The organism is Porifericola rhodea (assembly GCF_030506305.1).
GTDB lineage: Bacteria > Bacteroidota > Bacteroidia > Cytophagales > Cyclobacteriaceae > Catalinimonas > Catalinimonas rhodea.
Genome location: NZ_CP119421.1, coordinates 5107287 through 5132419 on the forward strand (window position 1 = coordinate 5107287; position 25133 = coordinate 5132419).

At 41.8% G+C, this 25133-nt stretch carries 17 protein-coding genes; 10 read left to right on the forward strand and 7 right to left on the reverse strand.

Annotation, left to right across the window (positions count from 1 at the left end):
- Positions 1-181: 181 nt before the first annotated feature.
- Together PZB74_RS21100 and PZB74_RS21105 are read left to right on the forward strand one after the other, a co-directional pair.
- Positions 182-1813, forward strand: coding sequence for an amidase (locus PZB74_RS21100; RefSeq protein WP_302239274.1), 1632 nt, complete (start codon positions 182-184; stop codon positions 1811-1813).
- 173 nt (positions 1814-1986) lie between these two features.
- Entirely contained in the window at positions 1987-3942 is a 1956-nt protein-coding gene (locus PZB74_RS21105; RefSeq protein WP_302239276.1) for a S9 family peptidase, read from the forward strand.
- 85 nt (positions 3943-4027) lie between these two features.
- Here the strand turns inward: PZB74_RS21105 and PZB74_RS21110 are convergent, their stop codons facing one another.
- Positions 4028-4411: a hypothetical protein gene (locus PZB74_RS21110; RefSeq protein WP_302239277.1), complete on the reverse strand. Its 384-nt coding sequence runs from the start codon at positions 4409-4411 to the stop codon at positions 4028-4030.
- Between the two features lie 503 nt (positions 4412-4914).
- Between PZB74_RS21110 and PZB74_RS21115 the strand changes: the two genes are divergently transcribed.
- Positions 4915-5562 (forward strand): PQLLE family protein, encoded by a 648-nt coding sequence (locus tag PZB74_RS21115; RefSeq protein WP_302239279.1) that lies wholly within the window; start codon positions 4915-4917, stop codon positions 5560-5562.
- A gap of 190 nt (positions 5563-5752) precedes the next feature.
- Here PZB74_RS21115 and PZB74_RS21120 read toward each other — a convergent pair whose 3' ends face one another.
- The 6 genes from PZB74_RS21120 to PZB74_RS21145 all read right to left on the reverse strand — a co-directional run bounded on the left by PZB74_RS21120 (position 5753) and on the right by PZB74_RS21145 (position 17154).
- Complete coding sequence (locus PZB74_RS21120) at positions 5753-6766, reverse strand: metallophosphoesterase family protein (protein WP_302239280.1); 1014 nt, start codon at positions 6764-6766, stop codon at positions 5753-5755.
- Positions 6767-6992: 226 nt separating this feature from the next.
- On the reverse strand, positions 6993-9035 hold the full coding sequence (locus tag PZB74_RS21125) for an alginate lyase family protein (RefSeq protein WP_302239282.1): 2043 nt from the start codon (positions 9033-9035) through the stop codon (positions 6993-6995).
- Between the two features lie 234 nt (positions 9036-9269).
- Entirely contained in the window at positions 9270-9665 is a 396-nt protein-coding gene (locus PZB74_RS21130) for a response regulator (RefSeq protein WP_302239284.1), read from the reverse strand.
- Positions 9652-13536, reverse strand: coding sequence for a PAS domain S-box protein (locus PZB74_RS21135; RefSeq protein WP_302239285.1), 3885 nt, complete (start codon positions 13534-13536; stop codon positions 9652-9654). The genes PZB74_RS21130 and PZB74_RS21135 overlap by 14 nt, the downstream gene beginning before the upstream one ends.
- A gap of 610 nt (positions 13537-14146) precedes the next feature.
- On the reverse strand, positions 14147-15523 hold the full coding sequence (locus PZB74_RS21140; RefSeq protein WP_302239287.1) for an ADP-ribosylglycohydrolase family protein: 1377 nt from the start codon (positions 15521-15523) through the stop codon (positions 14147-14149).
- Between the two features lie 89 nt (positions 15524-15612).
- Positions 15613-17154, reverse strand: coding sequence for a glycoside hydrolase family 10-like protein (locus PZB74_RS21145; protein WP_302239289.1), 1542 nt, complete (start codon positions 17152-17154; stop codon positions 15613-15615).
- Positions 17155-17335: 181 nt separating this feature from the next.
- Here PZB74_RS21145 and PZB74_RS21150 point away from each other — a divergent pair, with 181 nt between their 5' ends.
- From PZB74_RS21150 to PZB74_RS21180, 7 genes are all read left to right on the forward strand, one after another.
- A complete protein-coding gene (locus PZB74_RS21150) occupies positions 17336-19804 on the forward strand; it encodes a YfhO family protein (RefSeq protein ID WP_302239291.1) in 2469 nt (822 codons plus the stop codon).
- 11 nt (positions 19805-19815) lie between these two features.
- A complete protein-coding gene (locus PZB74_RS21155) occupies positions 19816-20730 on the forward strand; it encodes a glycosyltransferase (protein ID WP_302239294.1) in 915 nt (304 codons plus the stop codon).
- 37 nt (positions 20731-20767) lie between these two features.
- Positions 20768-21673 carry a motility associated factor glycosyltransferase family protein gene (locus tag PZB74_RS21160; protein ID WP_302239295.1) on the forward strand — a complete coding sequence of 302 codons (906 nt, stop codon included), beginning with the start codon at positions 20768-20770 and terminating at the stop codon, positions 21671-21673.
- On the forward strand, positions 21666-22217 hold the full coding sequence (locus PZB74_RS21165; RefSeq protein ID WP_302239297.1) for an acyltransferase: 552 nt from the start codon (positions 21666-21668) through the stop codon (positions 22215-22217). The genes PZB74_RS21160 and PZB74_RS21165 overlap by 8 nt, the downstream gene beginning before the upstream one ends.
- A gap of 63 nt (positions 22218-22280) precedes the next feature.
- Complete coding sequence (locus PZB74_RS21170) at positions 22281-22985, forward strand: cytidylyltransferase domain-containing protein (protein WP_302239299.1); 705 nt, start codon at positions 22281-22283, stop codon at positions 22983-22985.
- The gene (locus PZB74_RS21175; RefSeq protein ID WP_302239300.1) at positions 22982-23992 is read left to right on the forward strand and encodes an N-acetylneuraminate synthase family protein; all 1011 of its coding nucleotides are present in this window, start codon (positions 22982-22984) and stop codon (positions 23990-23992) included. The genes PZB74_RS21170 and PZB74_RS21175 overlap by 4 nt, the downstream gene beginning before the upstream one ends.
- Positions 23993-23996: 4 nt before the next feature.
- Positions 23997-25127, forward strand: a complete 1131-nt coding sequence (locus PZB74_RS21180) for a class I SAM-dependent methyltransferase (protein WP_302239301.1) — start codon at positions 23997-23999, stop codon at positions 25125-25127.
- The last annotated feature ends 6 nt before the right edge of the window (positions 25128-25133 follow it).

Genomic DNA, 25133 nt, shown 5'->3' on the forward strand with positions numbered 1-25133 from the left:
TAATCTTAAGTAATTTTTGAAATAAATACAATAAGTAAAGCCCTCACTTTTAAAAACACTATTCTGCACAAACACTGTATTTTTCACCCTAAACTATCTGTGCTAAGCTCATACTTATGCATATTGCTTTTAGGTAAGCATTTCTTAGATTTATCAGGTCAACATAAGCCAGACTTAACCTATGAATCGCAGAAAGTTTATACAACATAGCAGCCTTACGGCTATCGCTTTGCCTGTTTTTAGTATTACCGCATGTAATACGTCTTCTTCAACCGACAAGAAGGCCTCAACCGATACCTCCAATGCTGGTAAGGATGAATTTGAACTGGCGGAAGTTAGCATAGATGAGCTTCAGCAAAGTATGGAAAGAGGTGAGCGCACTGCCGAAAGTATTACACAGCTTTATCTGGATCGTATACAGGCTATAGATCAGGAAGGCCCGCAGCTTAACGCTATTATTGAGGTAAACCCCGACGCGCTTTCAATCGCCAGGGAGCTTGACCGGGAAAGAGCCGATGGCAAAGTTCGAGGGCCGCTGCATGGTATTCCAATTGTGCTTAAAGATAATATAGATACTGCGGATAAAATGCAGACCACTGCCGGAGCACTGGCAATGGAAGGTAATATTGCCCCGGAAGATGCCAGCATAGTAGCTCAGCTGAGAGCCGCGGGTGCGCTTATTATTGGCAAGGCAAACCTTAGCGAGTGGGCAAACTTCCGCTCTACCCGATCATCCAGCGGATGGAGCAGCCGTGGCGGACAAACCAAAAACCCTTATGTACTGAGCCGTAACCCCTGTGGCAGCAGTTCGGGCTCTGGAGTAGCCGTTTCTGCTAACCTCTGTGTACTGGCTATAGGCACCGAAACCAATGGCTCTATCGTCTGCCCCTCTTCTACCAATGGCATCGTAGGGATTAAGCCTACCATCGGCCTGCTGAGCCGTAGCGGCATCATACCTATTGCCCACAGCCAGGATACCGCCGGCCCTATGGCACGCACAGTAAAAGACGCTACAATTATGCTGGGTACCATGACTCAGGTAGACGAAAAAGATGAGGCTATGCAGCAGTCTGAAAGAAAGGCTCACCAGGACTATACCCCTTACCTAAAGACAGATGGCCTGCAAAACAAACGCATAGGTATCTGGCGGGGGGCTATGGGCTTCCATGAAGGTGTAGACGCGCTGATGGAAGCTGCTTTTGAGCAGATGAAACGGCAGGGTGCTACATTGCTGGACATAGAAAAAATTCGTCCTGAAGAATCTATGGGCAGCGCTGGCTTTGATGTTCTGCTTTATGAGTTTAAGGCCGACCTCAACAAATATTTACAGCAACACCCCGACGCGCCACTGAAATCGCTAGAAGAAATCATCGCTTACAACAAAGAAAATGATAGTACTGCCATGCCTTTCTTTAAGCAGGAGATACTGGAGATGGCGCAGGAGAAAGAAGGACTGGACTCCAAAGCTTATCAGGAAGCTCTGGACAAGGTAAAACGGCTGAATGGCGCAGAAGGTATAGACAGAATTATGGCTGAGCACAAGCTAGACGCGATACTGGCCCCTACCGGAGGGCCGGCATGGCCTACCGATGTGGTAACAGGAGATCACTTTCTGGGTGGCAGCTCTTCTCCTGCCGCGCAGGCTGGCTACCCTAATATAACAGTGCCAGTCGGCTTTTTGCACGGGCTGCCTGTAGGCATTTCTATCTTTGGTAAAGCCTGGTCGGAGCCGCAACTTATTAGTATAGCATACGCTTATGAGCAGATTAGTCAGCACCGACAGGCTCCCCGATTTTTATCCGACATCTCTTAACAGATTTTTACTTACAAATATGTAAATTCATACTCAGGGAGCAGATACTGGTATCACTTCTGTCTGCTCCTATCTGTTTTTCTCCTAAATTGATACTCCTGCTTGCTTACTGTTAAGCTAAAACTCAAAAATAGCATTCACATTAACCTATTTTTAACCAAAGTTCATCCATCATGAGAACTACCCAACTTTCCTGTTTGCTGCTCTCTATGCTACTGCTGGCCTGTGACCGCCCGGCAGATATGGCCGAAGAGCCTAACGAGATAGAAACCTACACCATTGAACAGTTTATGAATACTGAACAGATTGGTGGCAGCGCATTCTCTCCTGACGAAAGTAAAATCATGTACTCCAGCAAAAAAACCGGTATCTACAATGCGTATGAGCTAGCTGTAGAAGGGGGCGAGGCACAGCAACTAACCAACTCAGAGAGTGAGTCGGTATTTGCCTACTCCTACTTTCCGGAAGATGAGCGCATACTTTTCTCCAGCGACAAAGGAGGTAATGAAATCAACCACCTCTTTGTTAAAAATCTGAATGGTGAGATTACCGATCTTACTCCAGACTCTACTGCGAAGGCCATGTTTATGGGATGGGCAGCAGATGACCAGAGCCTTTTCTATGCCAACAATAGCCGCAACCCGCAAGCATTTGATGTGTACGAGCTAAACATAGACCAGATAGAAGAAGTAGAAAGCAGTGTGGCAGCTTATCAGCCCAAAATGCTGTTTGAGAATGATGGACGTTTTTACCCAGGCCCTATCTCCGAAGATAAAAAGTATATGTCTCTCACGGAGAGCATTACCCGACAGAAGGTAAATATGTACCTCTATAATATGGAGACTGGCGATACCAAAATGCTGAACGATGCGGAAGATCAGGTAGCCTATGCCCCCCAGTATTTTAGTAAAGATGGCAGTAAGCTCTACTTTCTCTCTGACAAAAACAGCGAGTTTACCTACCTCAGTAGCTACGATATTGCCAGTGGAGAAATTAATAAGGTAGAAGAAGCTGAGTGGGATATTATGTATGCTTACCAATCTAAAAACGGAAAATACCGGGTGGTAGGCATTAATAATGACGCACAGACCGAAATTAAAATCTACGAAGAAGCCAGCGGCGCACAGATTAGTTTGCCTGAGATGCCTAGTGGAGAGATTACTTCGGTCAATATTTCTGATAGCGAAAAGCTAATGGCCTTTTATGTCAATAGTTCTACCTCCCCTAACAATTTGTATGTCTACAATTTTGAGACGGAGGAGTACACTCAGCTTACTGATACCATGAATCCTGAAATTGACGAGATGGATCTGGTTAATGGTGAAGTGGTACGCTATGCTTCTTTTGATGGTATGGAGATTCCTGCTATACTCTATAAGCCTAAGGTACTACAGGAAGGCGATAAGGCACCCGCCATGCTCTGGATACATGGAGGACCCGGGGGGCAGTCTCGCCTCGGATATAATGCCCTGGTGCAGTATTTAGTTAATCATGGCTACACCATTTTTGCGGTAAACAATCGCGGTTCGTCCGGTTATGGCAAAACATTTTTTGCTGCTGATGATCAAAAGCACGGAGAAGATGATCTGCAAGACTGTGTAGAAGGCAAAAACTACCTGGCTTCGCTGGATTATATAGATTCTACCCGCATCGGTATAATGGGGGGCAGCTATGGGGGATACATGACTTTAGCGGCACTGGCTTTTGAACCTGAAGAATTTGACGTAGGGGTAGATATATTTGGCGTATCCAACTGGTTGCGTACGCTCAAGAGTATTCCACCCTGGTGGGGTGCAGCTCGTGAGTCTCTTTTCAACGAAATGGGAAATCCAGAAACTGACTCTGCCAAACTTTATAATAAATCGCCTTTATTTTTTGCTGACCAGATTACTAAACCACTTTTGGTATTGCAGGGAGCAAACGACCCCAGAGTGCTAAAGGTTGAATCAGACGAGATTGTAGAAAAAGTAGAGGCCAATGGCGTAGCAGTAGAGTATGTTGTTTTTGAAGATGAAGGACACGGCTTTTTAAAGAAAGATAACCAGATAGAAGGCTATCAGGCCATACTTGAATTTCTGGACAAATATTTAAAAGCAGCAGCGGAAGAAGAAGTTGAGGCTTCGTTATAAAATTGGATGCAGATACAAACGAACAGGCTACACTCATGTGGCCTGTTTTTTTTATGGCTAAAGAAGATAACTTGTAAAGGCGGGTTTACAAACGGTCAAGAGCGCGGCAATTAATTATAGCGATGGGCACCACTCTATCCTCCGAGGAGTCTTGCGAATACAGTTGCAGTTTAAGTTCCTCATCATCATACTCAATCACCTCAAAATAACTCCTGGACTCGCTGAAGCGAATAATACTTTTGCCAGAATTCTTTTCCAGATAAATCCCTGAGCTGTCGCTATTACTTTTACTATTAAGCAGACGAAAGTCCAGAATGTCATTTGGCTCACTTACTAACCATAAGCTTCCTTCCACTAAACCCTGGCTATCTACTATTTTCCATTGCTTGTTTAACATAGACAAAGTCTCCTCTGAACTACAGGAGATAAGGCTAACTATTAAGATAAGGCAGAGTAATACAGCTTTCATAGCGTGAGTTCATGTGAGTATTACCTAAAAGGTATCAAATAATAATAGTGATCGCAATCAGGTTTGACAAATATTAACCTAAGCAACACTTAAAACTATCGCGATGGCTCAAATACCACCTCCTTAAAGACTTTTTGTCGGTAGTAAGCTATGCTTTTCTGGAGATGTGGCATTTATGTTTCTTAAGAAATGCCCCTTCAGCCCGATTATCTTCCTTCTGTAGTGTCAGCAACCTTATTTCCATCTGGTAAGCAGGTTTCTTAACTCAATGAAATGAGCTGACTGTAAGGTTTTGTCATTTCTGTACTGTCAGAAATAAGGTTGCCGTAAGGTTTTGCCATTTCCGGAAGTAATGATTTGTGCAAGACCAGTCAAACTAATAGATATAACCCTCTTGTTAACAGTAGTTTAACAAAAAAACTCATGTAATAACCCCTATACACATTTTCATGAATTACATATAATATCTATTCAAATTTACCTATATATTTAATTGTAATTATATGAAAAGAAAAAATTATGAGTCAATCTCTGAATTGTTTGCTCAGGCAGAGACCTATCTAAAGAACGGGATGGAGCATGAAGAGATTAAGAAGAAGCTAAGTCAGAAAGGCTACAAGCAAAACATATTTTTAGAGGGTGAGGCACTTCTTACCGAGTGTAAGCTGCTACATCATCAGAAGAACACTATGTATGGAGAAAAATCTGAGCTAAGTAGTCTTTACCAGACTCAGGTGGAAGAAGCCCGTAGTACATTTCTGGATCATGTAGCCATAGTAAAACATGTGTATCGCAAGGACCCTATTCGCTTGTCTAAGTTTAATGCCACCAAATTCAGTAAGAAGGTAAGTGAGTGGACTCTACAGGCCATTTACTTTTATGATAAGGTAGAGGAACATGCCGAAGCCTTAGCTCCTCAGGGACTAAGTAGTGAGGAGACAGCTCAGGCCAAAGCGATGATTGCCGCCATCTCCGACCTGAGACACCGACGTATGCAAAAGAAAGGTGAAGCGGAAGAGGCTACGAGCAGTCGTAATGCTTCTATTAAAGCTCTAAAGGTGTGGATGAGCGATTTTCGCTATGTGGCTCGGATGGCACTCAGAGATAACCCACAACTGCTGGAAGCTCTGGGAATGGTGGTGAAGGCATAATGATTCACCTTCTGTATCATTCGCAAAAAAACACCTACAATTTTTGTGTAGGGCATATAGCTCAGGCTTTCTATAATGCTAACAGTTGCACAGAAAGCCTGTGGCTTATACCCTGGCAATCAGGGCAGCATTTTTTCTATTTTCCTTACCCATCACTGCTTAAGCCAGCCTGAGTGTACAGGCTTTAGTGTCAATTTTCTGCCTTTAGGTTAAGCTCGTAATCAGAGATAATAGGACTATACTGGTTCCCATAAACCTGAGCAGGGATACCTGCCTCTTCCGGTGAAGGAGGCACCCACTGGCTCTTTACACCTTCTATAAGTAGCTTCTTGCCTGGCTCAATATGCACAGTGGCAAATAAAGGATCCTGATAGGGAGCAATATGCTCTAACCACTTATACTCGATCAGCTGCTCCTCAGAATACTGCCCTTTTTTAAAATTATCTCCTATCCATTGGTAAGACATACTGTTGATCTCAAAATAGTCTATCCCATTCTGATGATGATGAAAATCTATATGGTTGTGGCCGTTCAGGCAGCAGATAATCTTTTCCTTATGTTTCTCCATATGTTTTTGCAGGCTCAGCCGGTTTTTAACGCCCCACTGATAGTGCCACAGGCTCTGATGAGATACTACTATGGTGGGTAGGACTGAAGCTGATAGCTCGGAGGCAAACCATTCTATCTGCTCTTCATCTATATAGGTTCTGAGATTGCTATCTACGTAGAAGTTGGCGTGGGCATAGTCTATGAATTTACCTTCCGTATACAGAAAGTTAGCATCCAGCACAATAAAGCGAATTCCTTTTTCTACAAATGAATAATAGCTCTGAGGCATTTCCCAGAACTCCATGATCTCTTTTTTGTCCGACAAATCCATATCATGATTGCCCAGCACATGATATTTATTACCCTTAAACTGCTGCCAGGTATTGAGAAAAGTCTTGCTTTTGGGCTCTTTGTGGCAGAAGTCTCCCAGTTGGATAATAAAGTCTACTTCTTTGCGCTGCGCCTCCGCAATAAATTTTTCCAGCCGCTGATTAGTATCAGGCAGCATACCATGATGCGCATCACTCACAATACCAAAACTTAAATCCTCTTGCCTCTTTACCATCGTTTTGTCGGCCAAAGAGATAGCGGTAAATGGCAATAGTAAAGATGCGGTGGTTGCAGTAGTTTTCTGAAGGAAACTTCTTCTTTCCATAGCTTAAGAGTTATGCAGCTAAAATAGGGAGGATGCCAGTTAGATAGTAATAGCAACTTTACTAATTATGGTATATAATTTACCTGAAAGCAAAAGACCTGTTCCGAAAAGCCATAAGACAGATAATACTGACCTTATGGCCTGCCCACAAGTCTTTTTTCTATACACAATTGCTATACCTTTACAATGTTCTTCCTGAATATATCAGCGGCATTTTAAATTAATGCTACTGTATGTTTAAGTCTGCTCTGCTGCTGTCCATAAAGGGGATGGTCAGCTGCCACTGCTTCTGGCCTGATTTTACTTCTACCACAACTTCTTTCTCATTCTCACGCAGAACCTGGGCTTCCAGCGTAGGCAGCTCTTTAGCAGAAGAGGGTTGCAGCAGCCAAACCAGGGTGCTATTACCATCAATATTGGTTCGGTAAGTACTACTGATGTTAGGCTCATATAGGTTGTACTCCGGACTATACCACCCCTGTAGTTCGGGGTTCTCCTGCCCTTTTATGAACTCTACCTCAAACGATTGCTGACTAAGAGGTATAACTGCCAGGTTACCTTTCTCATTTGCCGTTTTGCTAATGTTACCCTCCCGCACTACGGTATTCTCAGGGTGCCAGTGCCATAGCGCTTCTACCTGACGAGCTTCATCACTAATGATTCTGTCTACTACCAGCCAGAACTCTCCCCTTACATACATCAAAGAGCGTATATGTTGCACTTTGCCCTTGATATCTGAAAAGGGTTCAGAGGTATGGGAGGCATAGTCAAAGCTATCCGTTATTTTATAAAAACTATCTGCCATAGGCTCTTTTGCGTGTGTTGGTCCGGCTGTTTGTCCCTGACCATCTATCAGAAACAGATTATGCCCGGCACTCCCTCTTGCGTAGCTTCTGAATTTGTCCGCTACCTCACCGGTATAGGCAAACCTACCGGCATCTACCAGTAAGTCTCGTCCGTAGGCTGTAATGGAGAGGTGCAGCTTATCATTATGCTGATGCCCACTCCCCCAGGGGCCGATGTCAAAAAATGACCAGTGAGCATCTTCTTCAAAACCACTTCTGGAGATCAGGTGCCCAGCCCAGGGAAAGAAGTAGGAAGGCCCCTCTGAAGGTTTACTCCCCAACTTGGCGTTAGAAGCAATATATTTCCAGTGTGGATTATTAAATTTTTCAGCTCCTTCTAATATGATTTCTCGGTCGCTGCCTTTGTCTCCATCGTTGTTGAGTATGCGGTAGCCCGTAGGGCGCATAGCGCTGGCAATGTAGTTGTACATCTGTGCGATCGTATTGGTAAAATAGTCCGGAAGCTCTTTATTTGCCAGATCACATATCTCCTGAAATAGTTCAAAGTTGAACATAGAGACATTATGGTAGTGTGAGGTAAGCTCTGTCTGCACCCCATCAGGATAGACCTGGTCTTGCATACTTTCACCCATTACCTCAATGGCATAACTCAACCACTCATCAGTATGCTTGTATTCGGGAAAGTAAGCGGCAACGGTAGCCAGTGCAGATATCTCCATAGTGAGCCAGTTATTAGCGGCATGGAAATTTCTGTTGTAATGTGCATGGTCGGGCAGGCTACTCAGAATAAGCAGACGTGAGGCTTCTGAAAGATATTCACTGTCTATCAGACCATAAAAAATAATTGTCCATTTTTTGGCGCGGGCAGCTACTTCCAGTCCTCTCCAGATAGACTCATAACTTTTAACTGCCGGGTAAGGCATACTTTTGATGATAAAATCTCTTAAGAAAAGATCTATATACTCCGCATATTTAGGATTACCCGTTTCCAGGTAGGCATTGTACACAAAGTAAAGCTGAGAGTGCCGATTAGACAACCATGCCCACTCTCTATCGTTATTAGGTCCTTTATAGTACCAGTCGCGGTGTCCATCATCTCCATAAGGTACCTGACCTCTAACGTTTTGTATGGTAAAAACATTATTCAGTATGGTATCAGCTGAGGCAATTATACGATCTGAAGGCTGAGGCAAATCTGCTTTCAGGCGCTCTGCCATAGCGCTAGTCTGGTAATAGTCAAGCAAGTAAAGTGAGGCAGCTTCTAACTCTCCTTTCTCGTAGGCTCTTTTGACCTTTTCAAGTCCGGGGTAGTCCAGGTTAAAACGATCCAGCGTGTTGCGCATCAGTTCGGGATAGGTCTGGCAGAGGTCTTTGGCAGTAATGATCTCTTTCCAGTGTTTCTGGGCATAAGTATGAATCGTAAGTAATACAACAAAGGCAGTAGTTAGACAAGTTTTAATCATTAGGTAGGTATGTATTAGTATGAGCTAACTAATCTATAAGAATAAATCTGATCTGCCTAGCAAAAGCAGTCTTTAATACCTGTAGAAGGGGTATTTTAGGAAGTAGACACAGTATATGGGCAGTGGAGAGCATGAATACCGGCGGAAATACAAGCTAGAAGCAGAAAAGAAATATAAGCTTAATTTAAACTGAGGAAGAAGCTAGACAGCAGAGGGAGGGGGGAAGCAGGAAAGCTAAGCACTTTCCTGAAATACTTGTTTAAGCTGATCGTAAGTAATAGGTTTAATCAGGTAATTACTGGTTAAGTTATAGGAATCCGCTTTTTGCAGGTCTTCTTCTGAGGTAGAACTTGTTAGCAGGTAGATCATAATCTTTTGCTCTACCGGAATTTTTATAAACTCTTCTAAAAATTGCCATCCATCCCAGACCGGCATATTAAGATCAAGAAGAATAAGTTCGGGTAAGGTCTCCCCTGCCCCCATGATGGCTTTCATTTTATCATAGGCTTCCTTTCCGTTACTACAGATCATGATGGTTTCTACCATACCAGTCATCAGTACCTGCCTTTTGGTAATGTAGACATGTGTGGGATCATCGTCTACGATGCAGGCCAGGTTAAATTTTCTCATAATGCAAGTAGATTTTGAATAGAGTACCTTTGTCCACTTCACTTTCTACTTCGATTTTACCTCCCATAGCTTCTACCTGGTTTTTGGTAATAAATAGACCTATTCCTCTGGCTTCTCTGTGTTCGTGAAACGTTTTATACAAGCCGAACAGGCGATTACCATGCTTTTGCAGATCTATACCGAGGCCGTTATCTTCAAAAGAAAGCACAACAAAGTCTTCCTGAATATAAGAAGAAATTTTCACAAAACTCTTTCTGTCTTTAGAGCGATATTTAATGCCATTAGTCAAAAAATTTACAATAACACTATCCAGATAAGCGGGTAATGCACGTACTCTTACCTGTGCGTCTACTTCCTCTTCCAACTTTACTTCAGATTTTTTAGCAAGGGAAGTTATACTGCTCAGATTCTTCAATACGCTTTCGCGCAAAGGTATAATCTGCATTTCCTCACTGCCCAAAAGGTTGATTTTTACGATCTCAGTGAGATTATCTATAGTTTCTTTCAGGTTTTCTGAAGCTTTTACAAGAAGGTTCATAATCTCTTCCTCGTAAAGTTCGGGTTTCTCTTCTTTAAAGATCTCCAGCAGGCCTAATATACCTGAAGCATGCGAACGCAGATTATGAGACACGATATGCGCAAAGTTTTTGAGGCGATCATTCTGATCTTCGGTCACTCTCAAAAGTTCGCTTATCTTTTGTTCTTTATGCTTAATACCAGTAATGTCCAGAATCTGAGAGATAAAATATAAAACCTCTCCCTGCTGATCTCTTACTACAGATACAGTGAGTATGATGTAAATTACATGCCCTTTTTTGTGAAAGTAGCGTTTCTCCATACGGTAGCTGTCCCTGCTGCCCTCAATCACTTCTTGTAAAAGGTTGAGATCGGCATGCAAATCTTCAGGGTGTGTGATATCCTGAAAGGTCAGCTTGTACATTTCGTCTTCAGTATAGCCAATAATGTCGCATACTGTTTTATTTACCTTAAGCCATTTACCATCTTTATTGAGTAGCGCCATGCCTACAGCAGTATTTTCAAAACTACCTCTAAAGGCCTGCTCACTCTGACGAAGTGCTTCGTCTGCCTTTTTTCGTTCAGTGATATCGCGCATGGTAACTACCGCCCCCAGTTTGCTACCATCACTATCATAAAAAGGAGCGCCATTGGCAAGCAGGTAGCGGGGCTTCGTGCCTTTGGCAATAATACTCATCTCTTCGTCCTGCACATACTCGCCTAAAAAAGCTTTAACAAGAGGAATATTTTCTGTTTTGAGCGGCGTTCGGGCATCACCTTCAAACAGATCATAATAATCAGCCCAGCGTTCACGAGGTACCGCCAATGCGTCCATACCATGCCACTCGCGAGCAGCCCGGTTAAAAAGTACCAGGTTGCCATTTTCGTCGCAGGCTACTACTCCATCATCTACTGCTTCCAGCAGAGCATGTTTAAACTTCTGCTCTCTCTTGAGTTCTTTTTCAGTTTGCTTTCTCACTGTGATGTCTCTGACCAGTGCCACAAAATATTTTTCATGGTTATCCGCTTCTATAAATTGAAGTATAATCTCTACCGGCACTTCGTAACCATCTTTTCTCCGATGAAAAGTTTCAAAGGTTAAGGATGACTGCTCGCCCTTAATAAGTGGGGCAATCATCTCTCTGAAAGCTGCTTCGGTAAGGCGACTTTTGATATCTACAGGGGTCATGTGCAATAGCTCAGACTCACTGTAGCCGGTTTGAAGCCTTGCCCCATTATTAGTGTAAAAGAATTGCAGGGAATCGGGAGTAAACATAAAGATGGCATCCTGGGTGGTATTGATCGCGGAAGTAATTCTTTTGAGTACCCTCTCGGAGCGCTTGCGAGCACTGATATCTCTGACCAGGGCCACAAAATACCTTTCCCCCTGACTGCCTTTGATATGCTGAAGGATAATCTCTACCGGTATTTCGTACCCACTTTTTCTCATATGCAGCGTTTCAAAAGAAAATGAGGAGTTATCCTCTCGCAGGAGCGGGGTAATCATTTTGCGAAAGCTTTCTTCCGTAAATAGACTTTTGATATCTATCGGAGTCATTTGCAGTAGCTCTTCTTCACTATACCCAGTCTGCTGTATCGCGCCACGGTTAACATAGAAAAACTTCAGGCTGTCTGCGTCAAACATAAAAATACCATCTTCAATTGTGTTGATTGCGGTAGTAATTCGCTTGAGTTCCTTCTCTGAGGCTTTGCGGGCACTAATATCTCTGACCAGCGCTATAAAATATTTTTCTCCTTCGGATCCCTTAGTGTACTGTAGTATAATTTCTACCGGTACTTCGTGTTTGTCTTTCCTCTGATGCACAGTCTCAAAAGAAAGAGAAGATTGTTCTTCGTTTAGTAGGGGCTTGATCATTTCGCGGAAGCCAGACTCCGTAAATTTACTTTTGATATCTATGGGAGTCATTTGCAGTAGTTCTGATTCTGAATAACCCAGTTGCCGAACTGCTCCTTCATTAACGTAGAAAAACTTCAGTTCAATAGGGTCAAACATGAAGATAGCATCTTCTGTGGTATTGATAGCCGAATTGATCAGCACCAACTCACTTTCGGTCAGTTTCCTTTGCGTTATATCCTGGCGAGTGCCAAACATCATGAGTGGCTTACCGTCTTCTGTCCAGCTAAATACTTTTCCGCGATCGTGTACCCATACCCAATGTCCATCTTTATGATGTATGCGGGTTTCTATATCATAATACTCAGATTTTCCCCTAAAACAATTTTCCAGCAATTGCTCTGATGTCTGTTGGTCGTCAGGGTGAGACAGCCTGTGCCAGGTATGTATATCAATCGGTTCAAGTTCTTTTAAAGTATAACCTGCTATTTCTGCCCAACGCGCATTAAATATAGTTTCGCCGGTTTGTACATTCCACTCCCAGGTACCTACATTGGTACCACTAAGAATACTGGCGATGCGAGACCGTTCCATTTCCAGATTTTCTTCGTTTTGCCTTTGCTGGGTGATATCCTGAAATGAACCAATCAGTTTATAAGGTTTAACTTCGTCAAAAAGTGTTTTACCCCTGGCTCTAACCCACTTGGTATTACCGCTATCAGCGATAAGCCTGAAGTTAACATCAAAAGATTGGCCTTTACTTACCGCCAGGTTGAGTGCTTCGTCCATGATGTGCCTGTCTTCCGGGTGGTAGAAGGCAGCAATATCTTCTTGTTTTGGGTCAAAGTTAGCGGGTACTTCAAAAATATGATAAACAGCCTCTGTCCAGATGGTTGTATTGTCCGTAAGGTTTATTTCCCATGCACCTACCTTGCTTACGCTCTGGCTTTCGTTAAAAAGAGAGATTAGGTGAGACAATTTGTCATTCAGCAGATGATTTTCTTTAGACTTTTTGCGTAGTTCCAGTAGGCCCACTATCTGGCGAGCTATCATTTTCAGACAGGTTAGCTGATCTTTATTTAAGCTTTTGGGAGTAGCATGTGTAAGTAATAGGTTGCCCAGTTTTTTGTCAGTTTCGGTAAGGAGAGGAATTTCCGCGTAGAAGCCCAGCTCTTTATAGCCATTTCGCAGCCCACTATCTTTTAATGAAGCCTCCTGTCTGGCATCTTCAAGTATAAAAGCATCCTTTTGATCAGCAAGCGTGTCTGCATAGATAGGAATTTTTTGAGGGAGTTTATGTTTGTCCATACCGTAACAGGCGAGATACCACTGTTGCTCACCATCCTGTAGGCAAATGAGGGCTGTTTTTACTTCGCAAAGATTAGCCGCCATCTTGGCATAAAAATCATATTCCCCCTCCTCCATTCCACCAATCATATCGTATGAATATTGTTCAAAAAGCCCTTGATTACCATGAACGTGCTTTTCAGACTTTTCCATAAATTTATTTTTTTGTGTCTGGCCATTTGAGTTTGTATTGCATGATTTAAAGGTGCATACCTAATAGCATAGGGTTTCAGGTATGGTAAGCACAATACAATCTGTAAGCATAGGTTAGGTGGGGCGCTGGTTTAAAAAGCAAAAACACACATATAAACTCATGTATATTCACTTATTATTTTTGGGTTATCATGTGTTACAAAGACAAAAGACTCAATGGTTTATACACAAGCAATATAATTTTAAAATTGCAGAAATACATATTTTTATATTCTGTATTTCGGTAGATAACCTGAATTTTAATAAGTCATTTAAAGATAATATAGAATATTTATTCTATTATTTATCAATTATTATATATAAATATTTACTACATCATGTTGCATACACATAAGTTGCAATAAACACTAAATATTTCGCACGAAAGGTTTCTGATTTCTTAAAGCAAAAGACAGAAATCATCTATTTTACGATGCTATTTTGTATTGAATCAAGAAATTAAGTTCAGATGTTATCAATTGAACTCTTAGGGTATGGTAATCAGCAATTTACGGAACTTTACACCTGCTTATTTTAACATGAGTTAGCTCTAATGTAGTATTAGTAAGCTTTAATCCTTCTCTAGGTAGACCTCAGGAATATACCATTGCCCTTTTTCCAGATCAATGCCACCCTTCATTTGCTCCTGCACTACTCTGTCTATAATATAAATTCCAGTTTGTGACATATCTTCAAAATTGTCTATGCCTCCATTAGGGAAGTTTTGGCGAGTACGGTGAATATTGTATTGACTGGCAAACTGCCGACCAAAAGCTTTTTCTACGCCCTCTTTGCCTAACATAAAACCCAGCAAACCACCCCAGGTAGCGGTTGGATTATCCGAATCCCATCCGCAGAGGCTACCGACCTTAATAGTTTCTTTGATATCCCCTTCTCCATAAAAAAGGCTAATCAGGCTGGCAGCAAAGTTTATCCCAGCCGCAAAACAGGCATTACAATATATGTTCTGTTCTGTAAGCCGGTATCCATCCTGCTGTTCCACCTGATAACGCTGATAGATATCGTCTCTTGCCTGCTCCCAAGGAACCCGGGCCTTGTATTTGCTTTTAACATAAGTATACATTTTGGCAGCATACGATGTATCGGGAAGTTGCTTACTTGCTTCTTCAGCCATCCACATAAGTTGTTCTTTCATGGTTATATTGGACTTTTCCAGAGCTGCCAGTGCGTGCATAACTACATAAAACTGAGATATCCACGCAGCATTATAATTAGCCGTTGTACGTATGGGCAAATCTGCCATTTTGAGGGCAATATCCGGCCTGCCAGGGGCAAAAAGTCCAAAAATTTCGGTAGTAAGCTGAGCATCAATCATTTCATATTCTTTGTTATTAGCTGGATTACTCGTTTCAGGAGGTAGCATTCCCTGCTGCATTAGGTCAAAAGCTCGCTGGTTTGATACCCACAGATAATTTTCTTCCTCTGGTTTGATATGTTTTAGCCAACCTTCCCTAATCTGCTCAGGACTTAGTATACTAGTCTGATTGGTATAAAGCAGGTGCTGATACATATACTCAATATCTGTATCGTCATCGGCACCCCACAGCTCACCTTCTTCTTCAAAAACAAAATCTATACGCTCAGAAAGATGACTAGGCATGTTATCTTCACTAAAAATGCTGGGCTGATCCATAGCGCCCCAGTCTTCACGCGTGTAAAAATCACCTGTTTTAATTTCTCCTATATTTCCAATCTTGTCCATTTCCGTAACCAGTCCTGTCCAGTTAGCGATGCACTGGCCCAACCAAAAACCATAGAGCTTATCTTTGTAAGCATTGCGGTCAATGGTAATGTCATTTTTCTGAGGCTCATAATCCTGATACACAAGCTGAGGGTTTTTTAAAGTACCTTCTGCAAGAGGTTGAGTACAGGCTGCAACAAAGAGTAGAGAGATTGACATAATACTAATTGAAAACTGAGTAGCCATGGTAATGTGAGTTTAGGTTGATCCAGGTTGAATATACTCATACATCAGAAAAAAAATGAGGCTACTATGTTGCAGCCTCATTTTAGAATCTAATCTTTTAAAGAATGAAGCTTTAGCCGAATGGGGCGGCTAGGAATACTCTCCTGATGCTGTCGGTCTACAGCAGTTACTACAATGGTGTGCTTCTTTCTAAATAGCCCCCTACCTTTCTCTTTAAATGACAGGTGGGGGCTGTAAGTTCTGCCGATGATCGTCTTGCTATCGCTAAGGTTAGGCTCGCTCTCCCCTTCCTCAGCATAGACGATATAATAGCGCACATCCTGATGGATATCTTCGTTCCACTGAACCAGTACTTCATGACGGTCTCTAGCTGCCTTAACTTCTAATGGTGGTTGTAGCTCACTTTTAGGTAACCAACTCATCTGCGGAATAAGGGCAGGATAACGATAATGGTTACGCCTGAGCGTATCTGCCAACCCCAAAGGATTTTTGTTGAATGAGCGTGCGCTAAAGTAGATACTACCGTCTACCTGAAAATTTCGGCGGTTCATATCAATCTGCTTTCCAATCTGGGTAGGCTCTAGCCAGGATCTATCATGATTGTTATTTACTTTATAAGCTGCTTGTCCAATATACAGTTGTCGGCCGTAGGTGTTTCGGCTCCACCAGTCCAGTAGCTTCTCATAGTCGGCTGGTGGGTAGCCTATGCTAAAATATATCTGAGGCACAACATAGTCAATCCATCCATTCTTAAGCCAGGTTAACACATCGGCGTAAAGATCATCATAGCTGGTCTGTCCGGCCTTACTATCAGACCCGGTAGGGTCTACGTCCTGATTCCTCCAGACACCAAAAGGGCTAACACCAAACTTTACGTGGGGCTTAACTGACTGTATGCTATCGTAGACTGATTTTACCAACATATTGATATTGTTTCGTCGCCAGTCCTCAATATTTCCAAAACCTTCGTTGTACCGTTGAAAAGTAGTACTATCAGAAAACTGAAGTGTATCTATTTTATAGGGGTAAAAGTAGTCGTCAAAGTGTACTCCATCAATTTCGTAGCGGTTCACTACGTCCATTATAACATTGACTACATGCTCTCTTGCCCCTGGTATGCCAGGATCCAGATAAGCATGTTTTCCGTAGGTGACTATCCACTCCGGATGATCAAAAAAGACATGGCTAACAGAATCAATTTCTGCTTTGTTGAAATCAAAAATAGCCCGGTAAGGATTAAACCAGGCATGAAACTCCATACCTTGCTGACGACACTCCTTTATCATAAATGCCAGCGGATCATAATATGGCTCTGGAGCCTTACCCTCTTTGCCGGTTAACCAACGCGACCAGGGCTCATAAGATGAGTCGTATAGTGCATCTGCATTTGGCCTGACCTGTACGATAAGAGCATTGAGCCCGTTGTTCTTATGAAAAGTAACCAGTTCTTTGAACTCGTTCCTTTGTTCTTCTGGAGTAAGCCCCTGAGAAGACGGCCAGTCAATATTGGCGACTGAAGCTACCCATACCCCCCTAAACTCACGTTTTGGAGGATAGCTTTGAGCAATTAAAACAGCAGGTATTAAGGTTAAAAAAATAGCAAAAAAACATACTGGTAGAGTCTTCTTCATATTTGGGTAAGAGTTTGGTTAGGAAAAAACTAAGCAAGAACACTGAATATAAGTAAAATGAGCATGACCTAAAGAAAGAAGTATATCCTAAAGATTAAACTTTTAATACATAATCATTTATCTTTTCTCGCAGCATGCTAACTTCGCTGCCTATCTAAATTTGCATATAATCATTTTTCACATGCTTAAAATTGATTTTAAGAAGCAGGTACTTCCTCATGTTGTGGCCATTGTTATCTTTTTGGTTGTCACTATCGTCTTTTTTAGCCCTATGTTTTTTGAGAATAAAAGCATACAGCAGAACGATGTCATTATGGGCTTATCTTCCGGACAGGAAATCAAAGAATACCGTGAGCGAACCGGAGAAGAAGCCTTATGGACCAATGCTATGTTTTCAGGTATGCCTGCTTATCTGATAAGCATTCGCTATGAAGGCGAAGCTATTATTGATTTTATGCAAAACCTATATTCCTTCTGGCTACCCCGGCAGGCAGAAGTTATCTTTAAGTGCTTCCTGAGCTTTTACATTATGCTCTTGATCTTTGGCGTTAGGCCCTATCTAGCCATTGCAGGAGCAATAGCCTATGGCCTGGGCACATTTAATATTGTTAGCCTGGAGGCCGGACACATCTGGAAGATAGAAGCTATCGCTTACATGCCATTGGTACTTGCCGGTATACATCTTACTTATCGGGGCAAACTGCTATGGGGCTTTACGCTAACTGCTTTGGCCCTAGCGTTAGAAATTGATAGTAACCACCTTCAAATCACCTATTATCTATTACTTATTGTGCTTATTTATGGTATCACGATGCTGGTAGATGCCATTAAGAAAAAAGACCTCAAACCTTTTATAACTAAATCTCTAATACTCATACTTGCCGCAGCATTGGGTGCCGGCACTAATCTGGGTAGGCTATGGAACACCTACCAGTATGGTCAGTATTCTACCCGTGGCCCTTCTCCACTAACAGAAAGCGCCAGTACCGGAGACGATAAAGGTCTGGACAGAGACTATGTATTTAGTTACAGTATTGGCATTGCCGAGACATTTACACTGATGATTCCGGATTTTTCCGGCGGAGCCAGCAATCGTAATATTGGCATGGATTCTAATTTAGGAGAGATGCTTCAGAGAGCAAACGTAAGTCCACAGCAGGCCCAAAGCTTTGTAAATAATGCTCCTACCTACTGGGGTAGTAAGCCCAGTACCGCTGGCCCTACCTATGCCGGGGCTGTCATAGCGCTTCTTTTCTTTGTAGGATGCTTTTTTGCGCCCAAAGTACATCGTACATGGCTGATCATAGCAACAGTATTTTCTATCATGCTAAGTTGGGGGCACAACTTCAGCGCATTTAATTATTTGGTGTATGATATTTTGCCCGGCTACAACAAGTTCCGGGTAGTAGAGATGGCATTAGTTATAGCGCTGCTTTGTATTCCATTTCTAGGAATGTTAGGGATTGAATACCTACTTAGAAGTGAATGGAACAATGCTACTAAAAAACGCTTCTACACGGCGGTAGGCATACCGGCCGGACTATTGCTGCTTATACTAATTTTTGGAGGCAGCATGAGCTTTGAAAGTCCTCAGGACAGCCGTCTAATGCAGATGGGCAATCAAACTCTGGTAGATGCAGTAATAGAAGACCGTGAGGCTTTATTGAGAAGTGATACCATTCGTTCTTTAATATTTACCCTATTAGCAGCAGCCTTAATGTTCTTCTACAAAGGAAAGAGCGTTCCGTATGCAGGTTTAGCTATTGGTGTTATTGCCTTATCAACACTGGATTTATGGACAGTTGGAGCGCGCTTTCTGGACGAAGGCAGCTACGTAAGAGACCGTAATAAATACGACCTCATGTCTGCATCGGAGGCTGATAACTTTATACTGGAACAAAATGAAGATAGAGCCAGAGTACTAAACTTAAGGAATCCCTGGAACGATGGAATTACCTCTTATTACCATTCCTCTATTGGCGGATATCATGGGGCTAAAATCGGTCGTTATCAGGATCTGATTAATTATTATTTAAATGATGAGTTGGTAAGTATTATACAGAACCTTCAGAATGGAAATACAAACTTCACCAACATATCGGTGCTTAATATGCTTAACGCACGTTATTTCAAGGCAGGTGATGTAAAGAACGCTGTAATTGTAAATGAGCAGGCTCTGGGTAATGCCTGGCTGGTAAATCAGGTAAATCCAGTATCTAATGCTGATGAAGCAATCAATGCATTGGGGAATACAGACTTATCTAATACTGCTATCATTAACACTTCAGATTTTCAGTTGGACAACACTAGTTTTAGCAGTGAGGGTAGTATACAAATGACAAACTACGCGCCCAACGCCATTAGCTATAAAGTAGATGCAGCTAAAGAAAGCTTTGCTGTATTCTCAGAAATCTATTATCCGGAAGGCTGGCAGGCCTATATTGACGATGAAGCCGTAGAACATGTACGAGTAAACTACATACTACGTGGGCTAGCCATACCTGCCGGACAGCACAGCATTAGGTTTGAGTTTAAACCTCAGTCCTATTTTATAGGAAGCAAAGTATCATTGGTATGTACAATATTAGTAAGCCTGCTCTTGCTTGCTAGCATCGGAGTGAGTGTAAAAGAAAATAAGCAAAAAGCTTAAGTAAGTAGAAAATGGAGACTGCTGCACCTGTACTATCTATTGTAATCTGCACATACAATCGGGAGGAATTTATTGGAAAAACGCTGGATCACCTAAGCCGTCAAACACTTGATAATGATCAGTTTGAAGTAATTGTTGTTAATAACAACAGTACAGATAATACCGAGAAAATCTGTCAGGAGTTTATCAGTCAACATCCGGAAATGAGGATTAAATACTGTCTGGAGATGCAACAAGGCCATTCCTATGCCAGAAACAGAGGAGTAAACGAATCTGAGGGTAGCCTGATTGCTTATATTGATGATGATGCCTTTGTACACCCTGAATTTGGGAGTAATATTATTAAGTTCTTTAATAAGCGAAATGATGTAAAGGCTATAGGTGGAAAAATTATACCCGCATATCTGGAAAAGAAGCCAAAATGGATGTCGCATTATTTACTACCATTAGTTTCCGCATTAGATATGGGCAAGCACCCCAAAGCTTTTACTGGCAGAAAATTTCCTGTAGGAGCAAATGTAACTTTTCGCAAATCTGTTTTTGAGCGCTATGGACTTTTTAATGTCAAACTGGGGCGCATAGGAAGTGGACTGATGGGCGGTGATGAAAAAGAAATGATTTACCGGCTTAAGAAAAATAATGAAGCAGTCTACTATGTGCCTGATGTGATTGTAGAGCATGTGATTCCCCCAAAACGCCTGAAAATGGAATATATACAGGGGCTGGCAGAAGGTGTCGGGCAAAGTGAAAAAAGAAGGTTGAAAAACGAAAATGGAACCGAAAAAGTAAAAAGAGCTTTAGAAGAACTCATTAAAATCGGAGGTACTTTCATTTTGTTTATCCTTTATACACTAAAAGGAGAGTTAGCCAAAGGTTGGATGCTCATGAAGTTCAGGTATTGGGTGCTGCTGGGCTTTTTCCGATAAGATTGAGAATATAAACCTTTAGCAATACGGCTACCACATGAAACCAAAACATATCACCTTTTTAGATAATATTTTAGCATCTTTGCTTACTACTTTTAAAGTGCTGCTGCTAAGTAAATTCTTTCTAAAAAGGATAAAAAACCAAAGCCCTTACCAAGACTGTGTAATCCTGGGTAATGGACCTTCTCTAAAAAAATTTTTAAAAGAGGATTTGTCTTTTCTGGAAAACAAAGTAGTTTTTTGCGTTAACAATTTTGTAAGAACTCATGCCTATCAGATTGTAAAACCGAACTACTATGTTATTGTTGCTCCAGATTTTTGGGCAAAGGAAGAGAAACCAGGCTGGAAAGAAGAGAGGTATAAAATATTTTATGAGTTGGTAGAGAAGACTGAATGGGAACTAACCCTTTTTGTACCAGTACTAGCCAGGAAACACCAAAGCTGGAAGAATATTCTAAGCAAGAACGCTAAAATTAATATTGCATATTTTAACAACACACCTGTAGAGGGGCTCACCTGTTTGAGCCATTGGTACTTCCGTCAGTGGTTAGGCATGCCACGTCCGCATAATGTACTGGTAGGCACCCTGACCCTTGCCCTGAATATGGGATTTAAGAACTGTTTTATTACTGGTGCGGATCACTCCTGGCTACAAGAAATTATCGTTTCAGACGATAATAAAGTATACCTAAGCCAAAAACATTTTTATGACGACCACCTTAAATCAAAAACCTATACCGATGAGGCTAGGCCCATGTATGTAGGGAGTACCCGTAAAGAGCGCAGGCTTCATGAAATTCTGCATAAGTTTTACTATTCTTTCCGATCGTACTGGGAATTAAAAGAATACGCAAAAGCACAAAAAACAAATATTTACAACCTGACACCGGGTTCCTATATTGATGCGTTTGACCGGCTAACACTTAAAGAAACTAATGGCTAACCTGCAACTTCGTAAGCATATTAAGCCGACTATTAAAGATAAACTTCGTATCTGGAATATAAAGAAGCGGCTGGGTAGATGTGGAAAGGGGGTGTTTTTTGAAAAAAATGCATCCTTTATGCGATACCCAAAACTGATTAGCATCGGTGATCATGTAATTGTTAAAGAAGGGGCAAAAATATGTCCCTGCAACGAACAATCTTCTGTTAGCATTGGTGATAATACAACGATTGGGTATCATACTTACATCTTTGCCTCTCAGCAAATAAGTATTGGTAATAATTGTCAGATTGCTCCCTTTGTATACCTAGTTGATAGTGACCATGGTATAGCTAAAGATACCCTTATGAATCAGCAGCCCAACATTACGGCTCCAATACATATCGGAAATGATGTGTGGATAGCAACAGGAGCAAAAATTTTAAAGGGTGTTACTATACATGATGGAGCAGTAATAGCAGCTGGGGCTGTGGTTAAGGAAGATGTACAGCCTTATGAAATTGTAGGTGGTATACCGGCCAAGCATATTTCTTTCAGAGAATAGACACTCACACATCAGTTCGTAGTTTTTTCTAACTTTGCCCTAGTTCAAATCACAAATAGCTGTATGCGCATTGGTTGCATTATTTTAGCACGGTATAATTCTAACAGGCTTCCCGGTAAAGCTCTGATGCAGGTAGGTGCTAAACCGATACTCCTACAAATATATCAGGCCCTTGAGACAATATTTACTAAAGAAAAAATTGTTGTGGCTACCTCAGACTCTGATACTGACGAGCCTATCGTTTCTTTTTGCAATACACATCAGATCAATTTTTTCCGAGGTAGTCTGGATAATGTGGCTGAGCGCTTTTATTTGTGCGCTAAATATTATCAGTACGATTTTGCTTTTCGCATTAATGGTGATAACCTGTTTGTAGCCACGGATTGTATACAGGAAATGCTTAAGGTAGTTTCTCAAAATCCCTCATATGATTTTTTAAGCAATGTAAAGAACAGAACTTATCCTTTTGGTATGAGTGTAGAATTGGTTAAAATATCTTTTTATGCGCATTGCCTGCAAAAATTTTTAAATAATTCTCATTACCAGGAGCATGTCACTTTGTATCTGTACGAGCACGAAAACTTGGGTAAACGACAATATTTTTACAATCAAACGGTGCCAGAAGCAGAGGGGGCGCACCTGGCTATAGATACTCCTGAAGATTTGAACTTAGCTAAAGCCATTTATTCCCTAATGCCGGAAGCAGGCAACACACCTGAACTATCAGAACTAATACACTATTATCAGCAAGCAAAAAAAGTAAAATGAACAGTCCCTGGAACGGAAAATTTGGCCCCCTACTCATCGCAGAAATTGGTGGAAATCATGAAGGAGATTTTGAGTACGCACTAAAACTTACTGACCTGGCCATAGCGTCAGGTGCCGATTACATCAAGTATCAGATGTACAGCGGCGACTCTCTTGTAAGCCGTTTAGAGGGGGCTCAGAGAAATGCTCATTTTAAAAAATTTGAGTTATCTCGGGAGCAGTACATTAGTCTAGCCAAGAGATGCGAAGCAGCAGGTGCAGGCTTTATGGCTTCTGTCTGGAACCCAGAGTATTTGCATTGGATAGATCCATATATGCCTATTTATAAGATAGGCTCAGGTGATCTTACAGCCTATAATGTAATCAAAGCAATAGCAAAGTTAGGGAAGCCTATCATTATATCTACCGGTTTAGCTACTTTACAGGAGGTTTTAGAAGCAGTAGAATACATACAATCTCTGGATGAACGATATAAGCACCCAGATTACCTGGCCATCTTACAGTGCACTTCCATGTACCCTATCCCCTATCAGGATGCTAATCTTTCTGTAATGGAACTCCTTAAACAGTCTACCCAACTTACCGTAGGCTACTCTGATCATACAGAGGGGAGTAAAGCTTTGGAAATAGCTGCGGCAATGGGAGCAAAAGTATTAGAGTTTCATTTTACAGATAGCAGAGATGGTAAAACTTTTAGAGATCATAAAGTGTCTCTTACCAAAGATGAAGTGCAGGACTTGGGTAAAAAAATTACTGACATCATATTATTACAGGGTAATGCTCTAAAAAGACCGCTTGAAGTAGAGGGCGACCACAGAACTACATTTCGTAGAGCAGTATACCCTGCCAGGAATATGGAGGCGGGCACTATCGTTTCGGAGGGTGACCTGATAAGCCTAAGGCCTAACCACGGTATAGATGCTCGCTATTTTGATAAAGTAGTTGGTAAAAAGTTAAAAGCAGATGTGCTCGCACATCAAAAATTAGACTGGAACTTATTTGAATAATATTATGGAATGGTTTAGAAAAGATGCATTAACAATTAAGCATCAGACACAGAGTACTGAGCAGTGGATTAGGGAAAGCAATGGCGAGTTGCAAAGCTTCAAAATAGATACCTATCTGGGGAAAAAAACAGACCTGCTTTCACTCAAAAAAAACATAGTAGGCAACCTAAAAAAGACCCTGGAATATTTCCAGAAAACTCGTACTGAAGTGTATGCTGAAGCAGGTGCAGAGATGGTAAAAGAGTGTCCGGTATGCGGTAGCAGTTCAGACAAAGCAGTAAGCCAGCTTAACGTATATGGAGCAAATTACGCGCAGTGCAAGGCATGCACCCACATCTATGTTTTAAATCGTCCTAACCCTAATGCCATCCATAATTTTTACCTCAGCGATGTAAACTATGCATCTACCTACACAGATAAAAGTGCTGCTGAATCACGACTTCAGGCAATTGCTGTACCCTGGAGAGACTGGATGGTAAAAGTATTTGAGAAGCAATATGGCCGTAAGCCAGAAAAAATACTTGATGTAGGCTCGGGTGCAGGACATTTTGTAGAAGCCTGCCGCCGTTCTGGTCTTCAGGCAGATGGCATAGAGCTTAGTGAGTCTAGCCGTAAATTCTCTAAAGACATTTGGGGTATAGAGTTAGACGGAAATGACTACACTCAGGTATACAATCAATACTCTGGTTATGATGTAGTTACTTTCTGGGGTTTGTTGGAACATACTCCTAACCCTAAAGAGCTTCTAAACGTAAGCCAGTCTATATTTGAAAGTAGCGATGCGGGAATGGTAATTGCCAAATTACCCCGCTGGAACTCCCTCAGTGGTTTTATTCAGAATATCCTAAACCAAAGCATTGTAAGACACCTGGACCCTATGGGGCATATCAGCTGTTACACAGATGGTTCTGCTGCTGAGGCTTACTACCAGACAGACTTCTACCCCGTAGCCGCCTGGTACTATGGTATGGATGTTTATGAGCTCTTTATGCAATTAGGACATAAACTGGACCAGTATGAAGTTCTTACCCAGACCAGTGATGTTCAGTTAAGTCTGCAACAAATGATGGACGAAGCCAAACTATCTGATGGCCTAACTTTAGTAGGGGTTCCCAAAAACAAACATAAAGCATAATTCATC